Origin of the sequence: Paenibacillus sp. sptzw28, assembly GCF_019550795.1 — a bacterium.
GTDB lineage: Bacteria > Bacillota > Bacilli > Paenibacillales > Paenibacillaceae > Paenibacillus_Z.
This window is the reverse complement of the sequence record NZ_CP080545.1, coordinates 4281423-4302252: the sequence shown is the minus strand read 5'-3', so window position 1 is coordinate 4302252 and position 20830 is coordinate 4281423. Positions and strand designations below refer to the sequence as shown.

General features: G+C 53.3%; 19 protein-coding genes and 1 other annotated feature. All 19 genes read left to right on the top strand.

Going from position 1 to position 20830, the window contains the following annotated elements:
• Window positions 1-389 precede the first annotated feature (389 nt).
• The 19 genes from murD to ileS all read left to right on the top strand — a co-directional run bounded on the left by murD (window position 390) and on the right by ileS (window position 20666).
• Window positions 390-1826, top strand: a complete 1437-nt coding sequence (gene murD / locus KZ483_RS19795; RefSeq protein WP_220349291.1) for a UDP-N-acetylmuramoyl-L-alanine--D-glutamate ligase — start codon at window positions 390-392, stop codon at window positions 1824-1826.
• Between the two features lie 45 nt (window positions 1827-1871).
• The gene (spoVE, locus tag KZ483_RS19790) at window positions 1872-2969 is read left to right on the top strand and encodes a stage V sporulation protein E (protein WP_220349290.1); all 1098 of its coding nucleotides are present in this window, start codon (window positions 1872-1874) and stop codon (window positions 2967-2969) included.
• Between the two features lie 6 nt (window positions 2970-2975).
• Complete coding sequence (gene murG / locus KZ483_RS19785; protein WP_220349289.1) at window positions 2976-4097, top strand: undecaprenyldiphospho-muramoylpentapeptide beta-N-acetylglucosaminyltransferase; 1122 nt, start codon at window positions 2976-2978, stop codon at window positions 4095-4097.
• A gap of 165 nt (window positions 4098-4262) precedes the next feature.
• The gene (gene murB, locus KZ483_RS19780; protein ID WP_220349288.1) at window positions 4263-5168 is read left to right on the top strand and encodes a UDP-N-acetylmuramate dehydrogenase; all 906 of its coding nucleotides are present in this window, start codon (window positions 4263-4265) and stop codon (window positions 5166-5168) included.
• 15 nt (window positions 5169-5183) lie between these two features.
• Complete coding sequence (gene murA, locus KZ483_RS19775) at window positions 5184-6464, top strand: UDP-N-acetylglucosamine 1-carboxyvinyltransferase (protein ID WP_220349287.1); 1281 nt, start codon at window positions 5184-5186, stop codon at window positions 6462-6464.
• Window positions 6465-6547: 83 nt separating this feature from the next.
• Window positions 6548-7312: a cell division protein FtsQ/DivIB gene (locus KZ483_RS19770; RefSeq protein ID WP_220349286.1), complete on the top strand. Its 765-nt coding sequence runs from the start codon at window positions 6548-6550 to the stop codon at window positions 7310-7312.
• Window positions 7313-7542: 230 nt separating this feature from the next.
• Window positions 7543-8784: a cell division protein FtsA gene (gene ftsA / locus KZ483_RS19765; protein WP_220349285.1), complete on the top strand. Its 1242-nt coding sequence runs from the start codon at window positions 7543-7545 to the stop codon at window positions 8782-8784.
• Window positions 8785-8801: 17 nt separating this feature from the next.
• The gene (gene ftsZ / locus KZ483_RS19760; protein ID WP_220349284.1) at window positions 8802-9920 is read left to right on the top strand and encodes a cell division protein FtsZ; all 1119 of its coding nucleotides are present in this window, start codon (window positions 8802-8804) and stop codon (window positions 9918-9920) included.
• A gap of 225 nt (window positions 9921-10145) precedes the next feature.
• On the top strand, window positions 10146-11135 hold the full coding sequence (gene spoIIGA / locus KZ483_RS19755) for a sigma-E processing peptidase SpoIIGA (protein WP_220349283.1): 990 nt from the start codon (window positions 10146-10148) through the stop codon (window positions 11133-11135).
• A complete protein-coding gene (sigE, locus tag KZ483_RS19750) occupies window positions 11114-11836 on the top strand; it encodes an RNA polymerase sporulation sigma factor SigE (protein ID WP_220349282.1) in 723 nt (240 codons plus the stop codon). Before spoIIGA ends, sigE begins: the two co-directional genes overlap by 22 nt.
• Window positions 11837-12036: 200 nt before the next feature.
• Window positions 12037-12819, top strand: coding sequence for an RNA polymerase sporulation sigma factor SigG (gene sigG, locus KZ483_RS19745; RefSeq protein ID WP_220349281.1), 783 nt, complete (start codon window positions 12037-12039; stop codon window positions 12817-12819).
• A 224-nt stretch (window positions 12820-13043) separates the two neighbouring features.
• Window positions 13044-13319 (top strand): YlmC/YmxH family sporulation protein, encoded by a 276-nt coding sequence (locus KZ483_RS19740; protein WP_220353554.1) that lies wholly within the window; start codon window positions 13044-13046, stop codon window positions 13317-13319.
• Window positions 13320-13415: 96 nt separating this feature from the next.
• Complete coding sequence (gene pgeF / locus KZ483_RS19735) at window positions 13416-14291, top strand: peptidoglycan editing factor PgeF (protein WP_220349280.1); 876 nt, start codon at window positions 13416-13418, stop codon at window positions 14289-14291.
• Window positions 14288-15016: a YggS family pyridoxal phosphate-dependent enzyme gene (locus KZ483_RS19730; RefSeq protein WP_220349279.1), complete on the top strand. Its 729-nt coding sequence runs from the start codon at window positions 14288-14290 to the stop codon at window positions 15014-15016. Before pgeF ends, KZ483_RS19730 begins: the two co-directional genes overlap by 4 nt.
• Window positions 15013-15465 (top strand): cell division protein SepF, encoded by a 453-nt coding sequence (locus KZ483_RS19725; protein ID WP_220349278.1) that lies wholly within the window; start codon window positions 15013-15015, stop codon window positions 15463-15465. Before KZ483_RS19730 ends, KZ483_RS19725 begins: the two co-directional genes overlap by 4 nt.
• A gap of 28 nt (window positions 15466-15493) precedes the next feature.
• The gene (locus KZ483_RS19720; RefSeq protein WP_220353553.1) at window positions 15494-15739 is read left to right on the top strand and encodes a YggT family protein; all 246 of its coding nucleotides are present in this window, start codon (window positions 15494-15496) and stop codon (window positions 15737-15739) included.
• Window positions 15739-16521, top strand: a complete 783-nt coding sequence (locus KZ483_RS19715) for a YlmH family RNA-binding protein (RefSeq protein WP_220353552.1) — start codon at window positions 15739-15741, stop codon at window positions 16519-16521. The genes KZ483_RS19720 and KZ483_RS19715 overlap by 1 nt, the downstream gene beginning before the upstream one ends.
• Window positions 16522-16613: 92 nt before the next feature.
• Window positions 16614-17111 carry a DivIVA domain-containing protein gene (locus tag KZ483_RS19710; RefSeq protein ID WP_220349277.1) on the top strand — a complete coding sequence of 166 codons (498 nt, stop codon included), beginning with the start codon at window positions 16614-16616 and terminating at the stop codon, window positions 17109-17111.
• 60 nt (window positions 17112-17171) lie between these two features.
• Window positions 17172-17528: a binding site (T-box leader), on the top strand.
• 48 nt (window positions 17529-17576) lie between these two features.
• The gene (ileS, locus tag KZ483_RS19705) at window positions 17577-20666 is read left to right on the top strand and encodes an isoleucine--tRNA ligase (protein WP_220349276.1); all 3090 of its coding nucleotides are present in this window, start codon (window positions 17577-17579) and stop codon (window positions 20664-20666) included.
• Window positions 20667-20830: the final 164 nt, after the last annotated feature.

Genomic DNA, 20830 nt, shown 5'->3' with positions numbered 1-20830 from the left:
AAAAAGGTCCCGCAAGGGACAAGGCGGCGAAGCTGCCGAGCCTTAAAGGTCCCGCAAGGGACAAGGCGGCGAAGCTGCCGACAAATCGCCCCGCCAGGGGCGACGCAAGCACCAAAATTAAAGCGTGTCCCGAACGGGACGAAAGCGATCATCAGCACACAGTAACTAACCACCATCTCTGCCGGCTCAAACGTTCTTCAGGACGGAGTCACCAGGTCGCTTAGCAAGCGCCAAAATTAAAGCGTGTCCCGAACGGGACGAAAGCGAGCCTACACATCAAACATACTAGGGCGCGTTCCTCTGTCACTCCGACGTTATACCATTCCGGGTGTCCAGAGGGCCGGGGCCCTTGGGGTCCCCCTATCAGGGGGATTTAGGGGGTAATAAAAATGTTCATTTCGGAACAATACCGGAACAAACCAGTCGTCATTCTCGGCTTGGCCAAAAGCGGTGTCAGCGTCGCCAAGCTGTTCCATAAATTCGGCGCGCTCGTTACGGTAAACGATCAGAAAGAACGTCATTTGTGCCCCGAAGCGGACGAGCTTGACGCTTTGGGTATTTCTGTTATTTGCGGCGGGCACCCGGAAGGGCTCATCACCCCGGATACGGCTCTTGTCGTCAAAAATCCGGGCATCCCTTATACCGCGCCGCCGGTCCGTCAGGCGCTTGAGCTTGGCCTTGATGTTGTGACGGAGGTGGAGATTGCATACCTGCTCTCGCCGGCGCCGATCATCGGTATCACCGGATCGAACGGGAAGACGACAACCACAACGTGGGTCGGCGAAATGCTCCAAGCAGCGAATTTAAAGCCTATCGTCGCGGGCAACATCGGCACACCGCTTTGCGAGGCGGCACAGGCCTCTGCGGAGGATAACTGGATCGTCGCTGAGCTAAGCAGCTTCCAGCTGAAAGGGACTCAAAGATTCCGTCCGCGCGTCTCGGTGCTTCTCAATGTAGCCGAAACGCACCTTGATTACCATGGGGACATGGAGGATTATGTCGCATCCAAAGTAAAGCTGTTCGCCAATCAGACAGCCGAAGATACGGCTGTTCTCAATGCGGACGATCCGATATGCCGCCGGCTGATGGAACCCGGAGCAATCAAACCGGAGATTTTCCCTTTTTCAATAACACAGACGCTTACATACGGCGTGTACATCCATCCGCCGTTCCCGGTAGAGCTGTCCGCGCCTCAAGACGAGGTCGAACGGTATATCGTAGTACGACGCCGTAACGAAGCGCCCGAAACCTTAATGGCCGTTAGCGAACTTGGAATACCCGGCAGGCATAATGCAGCCAACGCACTGGCGGCCATCGGAGTGTGTGTTGCCGCGGGTGCGGAACCGCAGCAGCTCCTTGAGCCGCTCCGCGCTTTTCGAGGTGTCGAGCACCGGCTAGAATTCGTTTGCGAGCGCGGCGGCATCACTTACTACAATAATTCCAAAGCGACGAACCCGGTAGCAACAATTATTGCGCTCCGTTCTTTCCCGGGCAGGATTGTGCTTATCGCGGGCGGCCAAGACCGCGGTTCCGACTACATGGAGCTGCTGCCGCACTTCCGGGATAAGGTGAAAGGGCTAGTCGCACTGGGTGAGACCAGAGGCAAGCTTGCCCGCGTTGCGGAGCTTGCAGGTTTAACTAGCGTAAAAACAGTCGAACCTGAGGAGAACGCCGAAGCGACGCTGCAGCAAGCTGTACGCGAAGCCGCCTCCATTGCGGAGCCTGGAGATATCGTACTCCTTTCTCCGGCATGCGCAAGCTGGGATATGTTTAAATCCTATGAACAGCGGGGGCGCATTTTTAAACAAACGGCGCATACGTTGTAAGTAGGGGGCTTGTCCCTACTTACGCATGCAAGAGGTGTTAGCGCTATGGCAAAAGCCAGGTCCGCCCCGGACGTTTGGATGATCGGTTCAGTTTTGTCAATATTGGCCATGGGCCTCGTCATGGTCTACAGCGCCAGCGCAGTACTGGCGTTTCACGAATTCGGCGACAAATTCTATTACGTGAAGCGGCAATCGTTATTCGCCGCACTAGGCGTTGGCGCGATGATTGTAACGATGAATACCGACTACTGGATATGGAAGAAATGGTCCCGTCTGGCCCTTCTGGTTTGCTTCGGCCTGCTTGTTATTGTCCTCATTCCAGGCATAGGAGTTGTTCGAGGCGGAGCGAGAAGCTGGCTCGGCATCAGCTCGTTCGGCATTCAGCCGTCCGAGTTCATGAAACTCGCCATGGTCATGTTTCTTGCAAAACTGTTGTCCGAAAAGCAGCAGACGGTGACGCTATTTACCAAAGGGCTGCTGCCGCCTCTCGGCATTATGGGCCTCGCTTTCGGTCTTATCATGATGCAGCCTGACCTTGGCTCGGCCGCTGTTATGGTCGGCGCATCACTGCTCGTCATCTATACGGCCGGTGCGCGCCTTGCGCATTTGGGCTCCCTTGCCCTTGTCGGGGTTGCCGGATTGGTAGGGCTTATACTTGCCGCACCGTACCGGATGGACCGCATCACAGGTTTTCTTAATCCATGGTCCGATCCGCTCGGAACCGGGTACCAAATCATTCAATCCCTGTACGCCATCGGTCCAGGCGGCCTTGTCGGCCTCGGACTCGGCATGAGCCGGCAGAAGTTCAATTATTTGCCCGAGCCGCAAACCGACTTTATATTCTCCATTGTTGCCGAGGAGCTGGGTTTTATCGGCGCAGCCGCGATCATTCTGTTGTTCGCAATCTTAATCTGGCGTGGCCTGAGAACGGCAATATCGGCTCAAGACACGTTCGGCAGCCTGCTGGCTGTCGGCATCGTCGGCATCGTCGGCGTCCAGGTGTTTATCAACATCGGCGTTGTCATCGGCATGCTTCCGGTGACGGGCATCACGCTCCCGCTTGTCAGCTACGGCGGCTCTTCGCTGACGCTGCTGCTTACGGCGCTCGGCATTTTGCTTAATATATCCCGTTATTCGAGGTGACGTTGTATGCGTATCGTATTGACCGGCGGCGGAACAGGCGGCCATATATATCCCGCGCTTGCCATAGGCAGGCAGGCAGCCGAAGAAGCACCGGACTCGGCCATCCTCTATATCGGATCTCCAAAGGGTTTAGAGAGCAGGATCGTACCGGCGCAAGGCATCCCCTTTGAACCGGTCGAAATAACGGGCTTCAGAAGAAAGATATCCATGGAAAATGTAAAAACCGTGCTGCGCTTTCTAAAAGGTGTCAGGCGGTCGAAGCAGCTGCTGCGTGAATTCAGACCGGATGTGGTAGTCGGAACGGGCGGTTACGTTTGCGGTCCCGTTGTCTACGCCGCCGCAAAGCTTGGCATTCCGACGCTTATTCACGAGCAGAACGCTGTTTCCGGTCTGACGAACCAATTTTTAGCCCGTTATGCGGACTGTGTCGCAGTCAGCTTCAAGGACTCGCTTCAGCAGTTCAAACGCGCCAAGCATGTCGTATACACCGGCAACCCGTGCGCAACGCACGTCGTTAGGGCAAATAGAGATAAAGGCCGCGCTTCTCTGGGACTGCCTCCAGGCAGCAGGATCGTGCTGATGGTCGGCGGCAGCAGAGGCGCGAAGGCGATAAATGATGCGATGGTGGACATGGCACCGCTGATCGGGCGGCTGCCAGGCGTCCATTTTGTGTTTGTGACAGGTGAAAGCTACTATGAGCAGACGATGGAGAGGTTAAGGAAGACGACACCGAAGCTTCCGGAAACCCTTCATCTGATGCCGTATTTGAATAATATGCCCGAAGTGCTGTCCGCTTCCAGACTAGTCGTGAGCAGATCCGGAGCTTCGTCGCTTGCGGAAATAACAGCGCTTGGGGTTCCTTCCATATTGATACCGTCTCCTAACGTGACGAACAATCACCAGGAAGCGAATGCTAGAAGTCTTGCGGATGCCGGAGCGGCGGAATTGATCGTTGAACGCAGCCTGAGCGGGGCAATGCTGTTTGAACGAATATACGCGCTGATAGAGAACGAAGGTAGGCTTGCCGAAATGGGCAGGGCCGCTCTCGCGCTGGGAATGCCTCAATCTGCCGCGCTCATTGCAAATGAGCTGCGGCGGCTTACCGGCAAAGGCGCGCCCGACGTATAGGCGATTGTCACACTCCCGTTCCGGAAGGCATAGTATACTCTATAATCGTGACCGTCACCCGGCGGGCCCATCACCTGGCAGAGAGATGCCGGTAACGGGCAGCCCGGCTGGGGTAACGATCGCCGGATTTTCCGACAATCGCTTTAGTTAAAGGAGGTACGACAGATGGAGCAATTATTGGCGGAATTAAAACAAACCGATACGGGGAGCGTCATGTGCAATGAGCCGCTCTCCGAATATACGACATGGAAGATCGGGGGACCGGCGGACGTGCTGGTCATTCCGCAAAATATACAGCAGCTGGTGTCGGTCGTCCGTCTGCTCCGCAGATATGAGGTCTCTTGGACCAATCTCGGTCGCGGCTCCAATATGCTCGTAAGCGACAAAGGAATACGGGGCGTCGTTATTCAACCGGGCGAAGGATTCGATTATGCGCGATTTGATGGCACGCTCGTCCATGCGGGTTCCGCTTATTCCTTTATCAAGCTGTCTGTTATGGCAGGCAAGGAAGGACTGACCGGACTGGAATTTGCAGGGGGAATTCCGGGGTCGGTCGGCGGTGCCGTGTACATGAACGCCGGCGCCCACGGGTCGGATGTGTCACGCATTTTCAAATCAGCTGACATTGTGCTGGAAACAGGAGAATTGGTCCGCTACGAAATCGACCAGATGGCTTTTTCTTACCGCCATTCCGTACTTCATGAGCAGCCTGGCATTATCGCAAGCGCTACATTTCAGCTGGCGGCGGGGGACAGAAAAGAAATTGCGTCGACGTTGGCTTCTTACAAGGAGCGCCGTTTGCGCACTCAACCGTTCACACTGCCGTGCGCCGGCAGTGTGTTCCGCAATCCGCCAAACGACTATGCCGCGAGACTTATTGAAGAAGCCGGTCTCAAAGGCTTGCGCAGCGGGGACGCGGAGGTTTCGACGCAGCACGCCAATTTCATTGTGAACACCGGGCAAGCGACAGCTGACGACGTTCTCACCCTCATGGCAACTATTCGCAGCACCGTAAAAGACAGGTTCGGAGTCGATTTGGTGCCGGAAGTACTGGTGGTGGGTGAGCGGTAATTCGGAGGTGATACATTGGACAAATTGGTGATTGAAGGCGGGAAACCTCTCTCAGGAACCATTGTTATCCAAGGAGCGAAAAATGCCGCTTTGCCGATTTTGGCTGCCAGCCTGCTAGTAGAAGGAAAAGTGACCATCGATCAAGTGCCCAAGCTGCTTGATATCGAAGTCATGCTGAACATTTTGCGCGAGCTCGGCTGCCGGGCGGAACACGCGGAGGAAACGGTCATGCTTGACACGTCCAGCGCGCATTCCTCGCACGTCCCGGAGGCGCTCATGCGTCAAATGCGATCATCCATCTTTTTGATGGGACCGCTTCTAGCGCGTTTTGGCAAGGTTACGATTTATCAGCCGGGCGGCTGCGCGATCGGGGAACGAAAGATCGATTTGCACCTGAGAGGATTAACGGCGCTCGGAGCGCAGATTGAAGAAGAGGGAAGCCGGATCGTTTGCTATGCGGATCGGTTGAAAGGCGCTGAAGTGCACCTGGACTTCCCAAGCGTCGGCGCTACTGAGAATATTATGATGGCCGCTGTACTGGCCGACGGATTAACGACAATAAGCAACGCCGCACGCGAGCCGGAAATTCAAGACCTGCAGCGCTTTCTGTCCGGCATGGGCGCGAAAATCATCGGGGCGGGCACAGACACGATAACGATTGAGGGAGTCAGCAGGCTTATACCATGCCGGTATCAAGTGATTCCCGACCGGATTGTTACAGGAACGGTTATGGTAGCGGCGGCCGTTACACGGGGGCAGGTTACGCTGCAAAATACGAGTCCCTCACACCTTACCTCTCTCATTCATGTGCTGCGCCGCGCAGGTGTTCAAATTACGGTTGACGGTGATATAATTAAAGTCGGCAGCGCAAGCCGGCCTAAAGCGATTGACCGGCTGGTGACTTCGCCTTACCCGGCATTCCCGACCGATCTGCAGTCGCAAATCATGGTCCTGCTCTCATTGGCCGACGGTGTCAGCGTAATGAAAGAAACGATATTTGAAGGCCGTTTCAAACATGTCGACGAGCTCTCGCGCATGGGAGCAGACATTCGGGTCGACTTGAATTCGGCGTTCGTCAGAGGCGTACCGAGGCTCTACGGGGCAACCGTAGAAGCGACCGACCTGCGCGCCGGCGCCGCACTCGTAATCGCAGGACTCGCCGCTCATGGAAAAACGGTCGTGGAGCAGGTTCATCACATTGACCGGGGTTACGACAGGATCGAAACGATGCTCGGCCGCCTTGGAGCCCGGATTTCGCGGTACTCGCCCATACCCAATAACCCTTTAATTCCTTAATGCTTTCATAAAACCGTATGCTAACCAGACCGTGAACGGCAACTCGCATTGCCGTTTGCGTTTGCACGGAGAGGGGACAAGTTATGCAAGAGAAGATACCCGTGCTGCGGGAACCTGTCCGCAAACGCCGAGGCGGCAAAAAACTGCTGGCTGTTCTGTTATTGCTATTTATCGTTATTTTATGTGTTCTCTTTTTTAATTCTTCCATCAGCAAAATTTCTTCAGTGTCGGTAGAAGGACAGAAATATACACTAGCGACGGACATACGGAAGGCGGCTGGAATAGCAGTCGGAGACGCCTTCTTCGGGACGACGGCAAGCACGATCCAGGCGAGGGTCAAAACGCTTAAGCCGATCGAGAAGGTTGATGTTATTAAATCGTTCCCGGGGAAGGTGCGAATCGTCGTTGAGGAATATCAAACGGTCGCCTTTGAATTGTCGGATCAAGGCGCCTTAACCGCGATTTTGTCGAATGGATCGAGCGTCCCGACCGGAGCCGATACGATAGTGGACAAGCCGATACTGTCCGGCTGGAAAGCGGACGATCCGGTCAAAGCGCAGCTTTGCAAAGAACTTGCAAGTATCCCCCCACAGTCGCTATCCGATTTCTCCGAGATTATTCCTGCGCCGTCGATGGCATACCCGGACCGCATAAAAATTTATACCCGGACCAGGTTTGAAGTAATTACGGCCGCTTCACTGCTTCCGCAGAAGATTTCCGCATTAAACGCGGTGATCGAAACACAGGAGCCGGGGCTCATAACGATGCTTCTTGCCGATACCTATGTTCCGTTCGCTCCGGATGCGGGGGAAAATAAAGATAACGGCAAAAAAGAGACTACTCAATAGCTTCAAAGAGTGATAGAATTTTAATTATGTAACTTTACAATCTCTTTTTTCATTTTTTTCTAAAGAATGCAGACCCGGCGCGGCAGCCGGGGCGCTTGGAAATATTATCAACATCGAAAAAATTGTAGAAAAAAGAGGGAAAATAGCTGCTGCGTTGAATAAGTAGAAATGCACGCAGAGACCGGGTATATAACGGAATCTATTAATGTTGAAACGGAGGTGCCACGGGCTTGAGCAGCAACGACATCATCGTCAGTTTGGACATCGGTACATCCAAGGTTCGTGCTATTATTGGCGAAGTAAATAACGGAGCCATTAATATTATTGGAGTTGGATCTGCCGACTCGGAAGGAATTCGTAAAGGGGCCATCGTTGATATCGACCAGACGGTCCAATCCATCCGCAATGCGGTGGATCATGCCGAACGGATGGTCGGAATTCAAATAAGTGACGTATACGTCGGTATTCAGGGAAACCATATCGGACTTCAAACGAATCATGGCGTTGTGGCCGTATCCAATGAAGACAGGGAAATCGGCGAGGAAGATATCGAGCGGGTACTGCAGGCTGCTAAAGTTGTCGCGCTTCCGCCGGAGAGGGAAATCATTAATCTGGTTTCGAAACAGTATCTGGTAGACGGGCTTGAAGGTATCTCGGACCCGCGCGGCATGATAGGCGTCCGGCTTGAAGTGGAAGCAACGGTCGTCACCGGAGCGAAAACGGCGATACATAATCTGGTCCGGTGCGTCGAGAAAGCCAATCTGCGGATCGCAGGCGTTATTTTAATGTCTCTGGCGTCAGGTCAAATGGCGCTGACCAAGGATGAGAAAATGATGGGGACCGTACTGGCCGATATCGGTGCTGGGTCCTGCACGATAGCGGTCTTCGAACAAGGCAGCATTTCCGCGACTTCAACGCTTCCCATTGGCGGGGAGTATGTAACGAGCGATATATCATACGGGTTGCGGACCCAAACCGAACAAGCCGAGAAGATCAAGCAGAAGTTCGGCTGCGCACTTATCGGCGATGCAGCCGAGGATCAGAAATTCAAAGTGATGCGCATGGGCAGCAACGTTGAGAAGGAATTTTCACAAGTCGATCTAGCCAACATCATCGAACCCCGGATGCAGGAAATTTTCCACCTTATTCGCCAAGAAGTACGTCGACTTGGATATAGCGACAAAATTAACGGCTATGTGCTGACAGGCGGCGCTGCAATGCTGCCGGGAACGCTCTCGCTGGCGCAAAGCGAGCTGGAATCGTCTGTACGCATTGCAGTGCCTGATTATATCGGCGTTAAAGACCCGTCTTTCACAAGCGGCGTTGGAATGATACAATACGTTTCCAAGCACATGAGGAATCGGTTAATTCCTGCTCCCAAGAAGAGCGCAAGCCGCAAAGCCGGAGCGCCTTCATCCGATAAACCAGGACTGTTCGAAAGATTGAAAAACATGTTTAGCGAATTCATTTGATCGGGGGATATAACAGAATGTTGGAATTCGATTTTGAAATGGAGCAGCTGGCCCAAATAAAGGTCATCGGCGTTGGCGGGGGCGGCAGTAATGCCGTTAACCGGATGATCGAAAATGGTGTCAGAGGCGTGGAATTTATTACGGTGAATACGGACGCTCAAGCGCTTCACATGGCGAGATCCGAGCAAAAGCTGCAAATTGGCGACAAGCTCACCCGCGGCCTTGGAGCCGGGGCGAACCCCGAGGTTGGGAAGAAAGCCGCTGAAGAGTCCCGCGAATCGGTCATGAACACGCTCAAAGGAGCAGACATGGTTTTCGTTACTGCCGGTATGGGAGGCGGTACGGGCACGGGCGCGGCTCCGGTTATAGCCGAGATCGCCCGCGAGTGCGGAGCCTTGACTGTGGGCGTCGTTACCCGCCCGTTCACCTTCGAAGGACGCAAACGGTCAGGACAAGCCGAGCTTGGCATTGAAGCGCTCAAAGAAAAAGTCGATACATTAATCGTCATCCCGAATGACCGGCTGCTTGAGATCGTCGACAAAAAAACGCCGATGCTCGAAGCCTTCCGCGAAGCGGATAACGTATTGAAGCAGGCTGTTCAGGGCATTTCGGATCTTATCGCGGTCCCTGGGCTTATCAACCTCGACTTCGCCGACGTTAAGACCATTATGACCGAGCGCGGTTCGGCGCTTATGGGAATCGGCGCGGCAACCGGGGAGAATCGTGCGGCAGAAGCTGCCCGCAAAGCAATCCAAAGTCCTCTTCTGGAGACTTCGATCGACGGTGCGCGCGGAATCATTATGAACATAACCGGTGGGTCCAACCTGTCGCTGTATGAAGTGAATGAAGCGGCGGAAATCGTTATTTCCGCCTCCGATCCGGAAGTGAATATGATCTTCGGAGCCAGCATCGACGAGAACCTTAAGGAAGAAATCAAAGTAACGGTTATTGCGACCGGTTTTGAGCACCGCAGCAGCCAGGCGGTACGCCGTACGCCGGCCGGCCAGCCTGCCGAAGCGGCGGGAGAGGCACGTCAGGCAGCTGCGCCTGGTCCGAAGCCATTTGGCAATACGGTATCGAGCGATCAGCTTGATATTCCGGCATTCCTTCGTAACCGACGTAATAACGACCGTTAAATCCGGGCTGAACCCGACCGCTATCCCTCTTCGAGGGAAGCGGTTTTTTTGCGTTTTTCCGAGATAATACCGCTTGTCACCCCCGAGACATCGACAAAAAAAGATCGCTGCTGACGGCATGTTTAGACAGACATTGTAATAGGATTTAAATATACTAGACACACAAGCCGAGGAACTCAGCAAGGCATGAGGGAATAGGCTGCAACCGGGAAGTGCGGCAGGAAGGTGAACGCGCTGGATGTTGTCTATATCGATGTCTATTTCATGATTAACCTGCTAATTGACGGTTCAACATTGCTCATGACAGCCTGGGTGCGGGGCTTTCGCGCAAAATGGTGGCGGGTGCTGCTGGCGGCGTTAATTGGTTCACTATACGCCGTTATGATCCTTTTCCCCCCATTATCGTTTATGTTTACAATCATTATTAAATTCGCTTTATCGATCGTGATGCTGCTTATGGCATTCGGATTTGGAAGCGTGCAGCATTTTCTGCGGCATATCGGGGCTTTCTATGGAGTGAACTTTGCTGCAGCGGGCGCTGTGTTCGGGCTTCACTATTTATTGATGAGCGGCTCGGCACCGGTTTGGAACTCATTTGTAAACGGCCATTTTCAGCTCAAATTGGGGATTGTGTTTGTATTTAGCGTCGTATGCGTCGGTTTTTATATTTTCCGCTCAATCGTGACTCAGCGTAAGGAAGGAGATCTTGTTCGCAGTCATCTTGCGGAGGTTAGAGTCACAATAGGAGACAGCCAGAGATCGTGTATTGGACTTATCGACACCGGCAACCAACTGTATGAACCGCTGACCCGTACACCGGTGATGGTAATGGAGGCTTCCATTTGGGAGGATGTGCTGCCGCCTTCATGGATCAACCGGATCAGGGATGCGGAGGTCGACAAACTGCTGCTTAATATGAACGATGAAGAGTTTGTGTGGCAGGACCGGCTGCGGCTTGTGCCCTATCGCGGGATTAACCGCGGGGCTCAGTTTATGCTTGCTATGAAGCCGGATGTCGTCTATGTGAAGAGGGAAGGCGAAACATTCGAAACACGAAAAGTGCTGATCGGCTTGGATGCCGGCAAATTAGTCGCAGATGGGGCCTATCAGGCAATTATCCATCCGTCGTTGCTGCAAAATAGAAGCGATACGATCGATCCAATTCAAAGTTCTTCGAGGAAGGATGGAACAGCATGCTCGTCAAATGGAAACTGACCCTGCAGTTATATTATTATCGTCTTTTGTTTTTATTCGGATTAAAAAGCGAGGAAATTTATTATATCGGCGGAAGTGAGGCGCTGCCCCCTCCACTCACGCGTGAAGAAGAGGAATATTTGCTCGAGAAGCTGCCTTCGGGCGACTCCGCAATACGCGCCATGCTAATCGAGCGCAATCTGAGGCTTGTCGTTTATATTGCAAGGAAGTTTGAGAATACGGGTATCCATATCGAGGATTTAGTTTCAATCGGAGCCATTGGACTCATTAAAGCGGTAAATACATTCGATCCGGAGAAGAAAATAAAGCTTGCAACCTATGCATCCCGCTGTATCGAGAATGAAATACTGATGTATTTGCGGCGCAACAGTAAGACAAGGACCGAGGTGTCGTTCGATGAGCCGCTTAACATCGACTGGGACGGCAATGAGCTGCTGCTCTCGGATGTGCTCGGTACCGAGAATGACACGATTTACCGGAATATCGAGGAACAGGTCGACCGTAAACTGCTGCACAAAGCGCTCGATAAGCTGACGGAACGGGAGCGAATCATCATGGAGCTGAGGTTCGGTCTGGCCGACGGCGAGGAGAAGACGCAGAAGGATGTGGCCGATTTGCTCGGCATCTCGCAATCATACATCTCCAGGCTGGAGAAGCGCATTATAAAACGCCTCCGCAAGGAGTTTAATAAAATGGTATAGGTGAAATGGATAATACTTACTTACTTGACGAAAGAAAGAAATTTTTATTCGATGTATAATTTGGCGAGTGTCGATAATATCCTTTAAAAGAGCGGCTTTTTCGCCTCTAAACCGGCGGAACAGCCGTTTTTTCAGAGGGAATAAATTGGGGGTCCGAGGAGATACTGTACATTAATGTTTCTCCTTGGGAGGTAATCACGTTGACCCGAAACAAAGTCGAGATTTGTGGAGTGGATACCGCGAAACTGCCTGTTCTGACCAATGTCGAGATGCGCGAGCTCTTCACGGCATTACAAACGCAGAATGAATGGTCAGCAAGAGAGAAATTGGTCAATGGCAACCTGAGGCTGGTGCTCAGTGTCATTCAGCGGTTTAACAACCGCGGGGAGTTCGTCGACGATCTGTTCCAGGTCGGCTGTATCGGCCTTATGAAGGCAATCGACAATTTCGACCTCAGTCAAAACGTGAAGTTTTCCACGTATGCCGTACCGATGATTATCGGTGAGATCCGCCGCTATCTGCGGGACAATAATCCGATTCGCGTTTCGCGCAGCTTGCGCGATATCGCCTATAAGGCGCTCCAGGTACGCGACAGCTTGACCAATCAAAATTCGAGGGAGCCGACTATTTTTGAAATTTCCGAGGCGTTAAACGTACCGAGAGAGGACGTCGTGTTTGCGCTCGATGCCATTCAGGACCCGGTATCATTGTTCGAACCGATTTATCACGACGGGGGAGACCCCATCTATGTGATGGACCAGATTAGCGACGACAAAAACAAAGATGTATCGTGGATCGAAGAGATTGCGCTGCGAGAAGCGATGCATAAATTAAACGACCGGGAAAAGATGATCCTCTCGATGCGTTTTTTTGAAGGAAAAACACAGATGGAGGTCGCCGATGAAATCGGCATCTCGCAAGCACAGGTTTCAAGGCTGGAGAAATCGGCCATCCAACAAATGCAAAAGCATGTGAAAACGTGAAACGGCGCGCGATGCGCCGTTTTTCTTTTCGTAGTATAGAGATGCAGAGCAGAAGACGCGGCAAGACGTAACTAAGTCTGAATCGCTTATATCGGCCGGTGTGGCGGCATTACCCGCCCCGGCCACTTTTTCGCAGCAGGGAGGACATTTTGCCCATTGCGAACATATAGTAGTATTAAAGGCGAGTGGACGAAAACCCTTGCGGAAACGTGGTGAGCGGTGAAGTGAAAATTTCGGATTTCCAAACGAAGGATGTCATTAATATCGTGGACGGCCGCAAGCTCGGCCAGGTAAGTGATCTCGAGCTTGACTTGCGTCAAGGGCGGATCGACTCGATTGTGGTACCCAACTACACGAAGTTTTTCGGTTTGTTCGGCGGGGGGACGGATGTCGTGATTCCATGGCGCAATATCGTGAAAATCGGAACGGATGTCGTTCTGGTGCGAATCGATGACACAAAGCTGCTCCGCAACGAAGAGGAAGACGTGCAGGCGCGGTAACGGGTTCCCGGGAAAAGACGCAAGCCGCGCGGGCGGGGAACTCCGCTCGCGCGGTTGAACGTTCCTGTGGTAAACTGGTTGCGAGGTGAATATCGGATGGAACCTTTTGAACGTATGGAGACAGCGAAGGGACCTTCGCTTTTTTTATTGCCCCGGTGGATGGAGGGCTACGGCGGTTTAAGCGCAGGCTTTACAAGCCGGCTGGGCGGGACAAGCGCCGAACCCTGGACCTCGCTTAACTGCGGGCTGCATGTCGGGGACGATGCAGGAAACGTTGTAGCCAACCGCAAGTTGCTGGCTGAAGCTCTGGCTTGGCCCTTCGACGCCTGGACTTGCGCCGAGCAGGTGCATGGCACCCGTGTATACCGTGTAACCGCCGCGGATCGCGGCAAAGGCAGGGAATCCCGTGAATCGGCTATAGCGGAGGCTGATGCACTCATGACGAACGAGAAAGACGTACTGCTCACGTCTTTTTATGCCGACTGCGTTCCGCTGTATTTTTTCGATCCCGTGTGCGGTGTTGTTGCGCTGGCTCATGCCGGATGGAAAGGCACGGTTATGGAGATTGCACGGCTTACGGCCGAGGCCATGAAGGAGCAGTACAATTGCAGCATGAGAAATATAAGGGCGGCAATCGGACCTTCCATCGGCCTCTGCTGCTATGAAGTCGACGGCATTGTGCTGGAACGCGCCCGGCCCCTTCAGGCTCAGCTGGAGCGAACGCTCCGGGGAGACGGCGTACCTGTAGAATCAGTCATTAAACCGACGGCAAACGGCAAAGCGCGGATTAACTTGAAAGAATTGAACCGACAGATTATGATAAAAGCAGGAATTTTGCCGATCAATATCGAAATGTCAGAGTGGTGCACCGGTTGTTCTACGGAACTCTTCTTCTCGCATCGTGCGGAAGGCGGAGCAACCGGCAGAATGGTCAGTTGGATCGGCATAGGAAGAGGTGGAGCGCACGCATGACTTTGTCGGACAGGATACAAACGGTGGAACGCCGTCTGAGCGAAGCGTGCCTGCGGAGCGGCAGAAGACGTGAAGATATAGAGCTGATCGCTGTGACCAAATATGTCGGCCTCCAGCAGACGGCAGACGTTCTTCGGCACGGGCTCGTCCATCTCGGCGAGAACCGCTGGCAGGACGCGGAAGCCAAGTGGAACGCAATCAGCGGCAGCCATGCCGAAGGCGGCGATACCAAGGCCGCTTCGAGTGAGGTAAAATGGCATTTCATCGGATCGCTTCAAACGAATAAAGTCAAGGACGTCATCGGAAAGTTTACATACATTCACTCACTGGACAGGTCTTCGCTTGCTCAAGCCATCGAACGGCGGGCCCAGCAGCTTGGCATAGTGGTCCCGTGCTTCATTCAAGTGAACGTCTCCGGCGAAGAGAGCAAGCACGGGCTTGCGCCTGAGCGGTTAACCGAATTCGCAAGGGAACTTGCCGACTTACCGCATATCGAGCCTGTCGGTCTTATGACTATGGCACCGCTGGGTGGGGAAGCGGAGCAGTCGCGGCCGGTTTTCCGCGGGCTGCGCGAGCTCAGGGACGAGCTTAATGCCAAGGCAGTGCTTCGGCAGCCGGTGAACGGGTTATCTATGGGCATGTCGGGCGATTTTGAAGTAGCCGTGGAGGAAGGCGCCACATGGCTGAGATTGGGCACCATACTAGTTGGGAGGAATGAACAATGAGCGTAATGACTAAGTTTATGAACTTTCTTGGCCTGCAGGAGGAAGAGGAAATCGTTCAACGCGAAAGAATCGACCACAATGAGGAGCAAGAGGTTGAAACTTCTTCGTTCGAAGCACGTAAACAAACCACGAAGGGCAGCAATGTCGTCAGCATCCATTCGCAGAAAAACGTTCGCGTTATTCTAAACGAACCGCGTTCGTATGATGAAGCGCAGGAAATCGCCGATCATTTGCGCTCGCGCCGGTCTGTTGTAGTTAACCTGCAGCGCGTGAGAACGGATCTGGCTGTACGGATAGTCGACTTTTTGAGCGGGACGGTTTATGCTTTAAACGGCAGCATCTCGAAGCTTGGGCCGAATATTTTTCTGTGCACGCCGGATACGGTTGAAATTCAAGGTACGATAACGGATATTCTGGCTGATGAGAACGACTACAAAAAGATGAGGTGACCTTGAGTTGACGATCGACAGTTTTGTTATGACGCTTTACAATATTTACAATTTTATGATTATCGGTTATATTCTGCTCTCGTGGCTCCCTAGCGCACGCGAAAGCTTTATCGGCGAATGGCTGGGTAAACTCGTAGAACCTTATTTGACGCCTTTCAGACGGATTATCCCGCCAATCGGCGGCATGCTTGATATATCTCCCATCGTTGCATTATTTGCGCTGCGGTTCGTGGCACTCGGGATCATTGCGATCCTTAACATGCTTTTCGGATGATGAAGCCGGATCTTTATGTTCATTTTCATCCCGACGAGCGGCCGTTCGTCGACCGGGCGTCCGAATGGATTGAACGGGCGGCTTACGCCCATGAGTTAAAACGGACTGACTTTCTTGATCCGCGTCAAGCCGATATTTTAACCGCTCTCGCAAACCGCCGTCCTGAAGTACAGCTTAAACTGTTCGGCGGTTATGACGGGGCCGAGCGGAGGCGGGCAATCGTCGCACCGGATTACCGAGTGCTGGATGACGAGGCTGAAGGCATTTCGCTCATTGAGATAAGCGGCGGAACGCAGGGACATTTGGAGCTCGATCACGGAGATTATTTGGGAGCATTGCTGGGACTCGGGATCAAAAGGGACCGGATTGGCGATCTGCAGGTGCATGAACAGTTTTGCCATTGTCTCGTAGTCGATGAAATCGCCGATTATGTGAATGTTCATTTGCGTCAAGTCCACCGGGTTCATGTCCTGACGGACATTATCCCTCTAACGGGGCTGCAGATAGCGGCTCCGGAACTGGAGGAGCAGAACTTATCGGTGGCTTCTTTGCGTCTGGACGGCATTGCCAGCGATGTTTACCGTATCAGCCGGTCGAAAATAGTAGACCCGATACGAGCGGGAAAATGCCGCGTCAATTGGAAGGCGGAGGAAGATCCGTCCGCTTTGCTTAAGGACGGGGACGTCGTTTCGATGCAGGGGCTCGGCCGCTTTAAGGTGCTCGCTGTCGAGGGTGTTACCAAGAAAGGGAGAGTGCGGGTCAAAATCGGCAAATTTGTCTGACGGTTTGCAGGATTTTGACCCGATCTGTCGAATCTTACATATAATCTTTAACTTACCGGCTATGAATTTTCATACTCTTGGGAGGTGCGCCAATGCCGCTTACGCCATTGGACATACATAACAAAGAATTTGGCAGACGTCTTCGCGGATACGATGAAGATGAAGTGAACGAATTCCTGGATCAGGTCATCAAGGATTATGAAGCGCTTATTCGCGAGAATAAAGAAATGCAAAATCAGGCGCTCTCGCTTCAGGAGAAGCTGAATCACTTCACCAACATCGAAGAAACGCTGAGCAAGACGATCATAGTCGCGCAGGAAGCTGCCGACGAAGTGAAGACCAACGCCAAGAAAGAAGCGCAGCTCATCGTCAAGGAAGCCGAGAAGAATGCCGACCGCATTATCAACGAGGCGCTCTCAAAGTCGCGGAAGGTTGCGCTGGAGGTGGAGGAGCTCAAGAAGCAGGCTTCGATTTACCGCGCCCGGTTCCGGTCGTTGGTGGAAGCGCAGCTTGATTTGCTCAGCCACGACGGCTGGGACTCCCTCGAAGGCGGAGAAAGATTGGCCAGCGAGATTTCGCGCGGCTCTTGATTTACCGCCCTTTCGTTTGACAATTAACACGCAATCGCGTATAAATGTATTAATCATTGATTAACTTCGTTGACGAGAACGAGTACGTCATGTGTCAGTACCACAGAGAGCCGGCGATTTGCTGAAAGCCGGTGTGCGGACAATGTCGGAATATCCTCTCCGAGAAGCGGTGCCGAAAGGGCATGGATGCGGCAGTATTAGAGAGCCGGAGTAATCGGGCAATCTCTATGAGAGGCGTATCGATGGCGACTAAGCGCTGCCGGAAGTCCACCGTTACCCGGAACGCGGATATTGACTGTCCGTGACTAAGGTGCCATGCAGGATGGCGCAGTGGTACAGCCTGTATTTACAGGTGCGTCCGCCGCATCATTATGTATGGAACAAGGGTGGTAACGCGAGCATGCCCTCGTCCCTTTATTGGGACGGGGCTTTTTTTGTTTTTTAAATCATAAGGAGGTGGCTGCAATGCAGCGCGTCGATGTGAAAGAGCGGGCCCGAAGCCGCGATTTGCGTGTACTGGCCAAATGGAAAGAGGAAAATACGTTTGAGAAATCGATAGAAAATCGCGCCGGGAAGGCGAATTTCGTCTTCTACGAAGGGCCGCCGACGGCAAATGGAGCGCCGCATATCGGGCACGTTCTCGGCCGCGTCATCAAAGACTTTATATGCCGGTATAAGACAATGTCCGGATACCGCGTCGTCCGCAAAGCGGGCTGGGATACGCACGGTTTGCCCGTTGAGCTGGGCGTGGAGAAGCAGCTTGGCATTTCCGGCAAACAGGAGATTGAGAAGTACGGCGTCGAAGCATTTGTTAAGAAGTGCAAGGACAGCGTATTCGAGTACGAACGCCAGTGGCGGGAATTGACGGAAGCTATCGCCTACTGGACCAATATGGATGATCCCTATATAACGCTTGACAATAATTATATCGAGAGCGTGTGGCAAATTTTATCGACGATTCATGGTAAAGGCTTACTTTATCGCGGCCACCGCGTTAGCCCGTACTGCCCTTGCTGCCAGACGACGCTCAGCTCGCACGAAGTGGCTCAGGGCTACGAGGATGTCAAAGACTTAAGCGCTACGGTAAAGTTCAAGCTCGCTGACGGCGCGTTTATGCTTGCCTGGACGACCACGCCGTGGACGCTGCCTGCGAATGTTGCGCTTGCGGTTAATCCGCAGCTTGACTATGTACGCGTCAAGAAAGACGGGCAGCTGTACATTGTTGCCGCCGGTCTTGTGGAAAGCGTGATGAAGGACGATTATGAAATCGAATCGACGCTGAAAGGCCAGGAGCTTGTCGGGCTGAGTTATGAACCGCCGTTCCCCTATGTTCCGGTCGATAACGGGCACTTTGTCATCCCTGGGGATTTCGTCAGCGACACAAGCGGTACAGGTATCGTTCACATCGCGCCGGCACATGGCGAAGATGACTACAAGGTGGCCCGTCTTAACGGCGTCAGCTTCTTGAATGTCGTCGATAATGCCGGCCGCTACGTCGAAGCGGTCAGCGACCTGGCAGGGCGATTCGTGAAAGATTGCGATATCGATATTGTAAAAATGCTCAGCGAACGTTCGCTCCTGTTCTCAAAGGAACGCTACGAGCATAGCTACCCGTTCTGCTGGCGCTGCAAATCACCGCTCATCTACTACGCGACGGAGAGCTGGTTCATCGAGACGACGGCAGTGAAGGAACAGCTTATCGCCAATAACAACAGCGTCGATTGGTATCCGGGGCATATAAGGGAAGGCCGGTTCGGCAAGTTCCTGGAAGAATTGGTGGATTGGAATATCAGCCGCAACCGTTACTGGGGAACGCCGCTGAACGTATGGGTGTGCGATAGCTGCGGCGGACAGCATTCGCCGGGCAGCAGGGCTGATCTGGTCGCCCGCGCGACCGCACCGGTCTCGCCCGATATTGAGCTTCACAAGCCATATGTCGATGAAGTGAAGCTGAACTGTCGACACTGCGAAGGCGGCGTGATGACGCGTACTTCCGAGGTGATCGACGTGTGGTTCGACAGCGGCTCGATGCCGTTCGCACAGCATCATTATCCTTTTGAGAACGAGGAGAAGTTTGCATCTCAATATCCTGCGGACATCATCTGCGAAGGGGTTGACCAGACGCGCGGCTGGTTCTTCAGCCTGTTGGCCGTATCGACGCTTTACAACGGCAAAGCGCCGTATAAAGCAGTCATCTCCACCGGGCACATTCTGGATGAGAACGGACAGAAAATGTCCAAATCCAAAGGGAATGTCATCGATCCCTGGGAGATCATTAACGAATACGGAACAGACGCATTCCGCTGGGCTTTGCTCTCCGATAGCGCGCCGTGGAACAGTAAGCGTTTCTCGCGGGGAATCGTAGGCGAGGCCAAGTCGAAGGTGATCGATACGATCGTCAATACGCATGCTTTCTTCGCGCTGTACGCTTCGATCGACGGTTATGATCCAGAGACGCAGCCGCACCGGGTATCCGGGGGCAAGCTTGACCGCTGGATCGTGTCGAGGCTTAACAGCCTCATCCGGCAGGTTGATAGGGGGCTTGCGGCAAACGACTTCCTTAACCCGGCGAAATCGATCGAGGTGTTTGTCGACGAACTCAGCAACTGGTACATCCGCCGTTCGCGCGACCGGTTCTGGGGAAGCGGCTTGTCGGATGACAAGCTGGACGCATACGGCACACTTCGTCACGTGCTGCTTACGCTTGCACGGCTGATTGCGCCGTTCGCGCCGTTGATGGCCGAGGATCTGTACGGAAATTTGGGCGGCGGGGGCAGCGTTCATCTGGCTGATTATCCGCAGGCCGATACGGCTGCAATTGATGATTCGCTGGAGCGTGACATGGAAACGGCCCGGCAAATTGTCGAACTCGCGCGAAATGTCCGCAACGAGTCCGGCATCAAGACACGTCAGCCTCTTTCCGAGCTTATTGTGGCACTTGACCGTGAGTTCGAATTGTCCGGCTACGAGGCTATTATCAAAGACGAAATCAACGTAAAGGCGATCAAGATAGCAAGCGGCGACAGCGGCTTTGTCGATTTCACCTTCAAGCTGAACCTTAAGGCGGCCGGAAAGAAATACGGCAAGCATGTAGGCCCGATTCAGGCATATCTGAAGACACTCACTCCGGAGCAAACGCGCGCCGCCGTACAACTGGGCGAGCTTGCGTATGCGTCTTCCGAAGGCGAAACGATGACCATTACACTGGATGAGCTGCTTGTGGAGAAGCAGGCGAAATCCGGGTTTGCTTCCGCTTCAGGCTACCAGCTGACGGTGGCGATCAACACCGACATCACTCCTGAGCTGGAGCAGGAAGGATATGTCCGGGAAGTGATCCGCGCCGTTCAGGATACACGCAAGAAGCTCGATCTTCCGATCGAGAAGCGCGTTCAGCTCGTGCTAGACGTTGACAGCGAGCTGCTTGCAGCGCTTCAAGCGTTCGAATCAGTGCTGTTCGAGAATGTCCTGCTCAGCGGCGTCGAATACGGCAAACGCGCCGGGATGGAGCGGGTACCGCTAGGAGAGAAAGAAATTGGAATTCTAATCGGCGGATAAGGGAATAGTACTCTTATCGCAGCCAAATAAACGAACGCCCATGCAAAAGCTGCCGGCGAACGGCGTAAAGCCGCAAACGGCAGCCTGTGCAGGGGCGTTCTTTGCTGAAACAATAAGAAGTCCGAATCATCGCTTCACTACGCTAATTTTTCGGAAAGAAACCC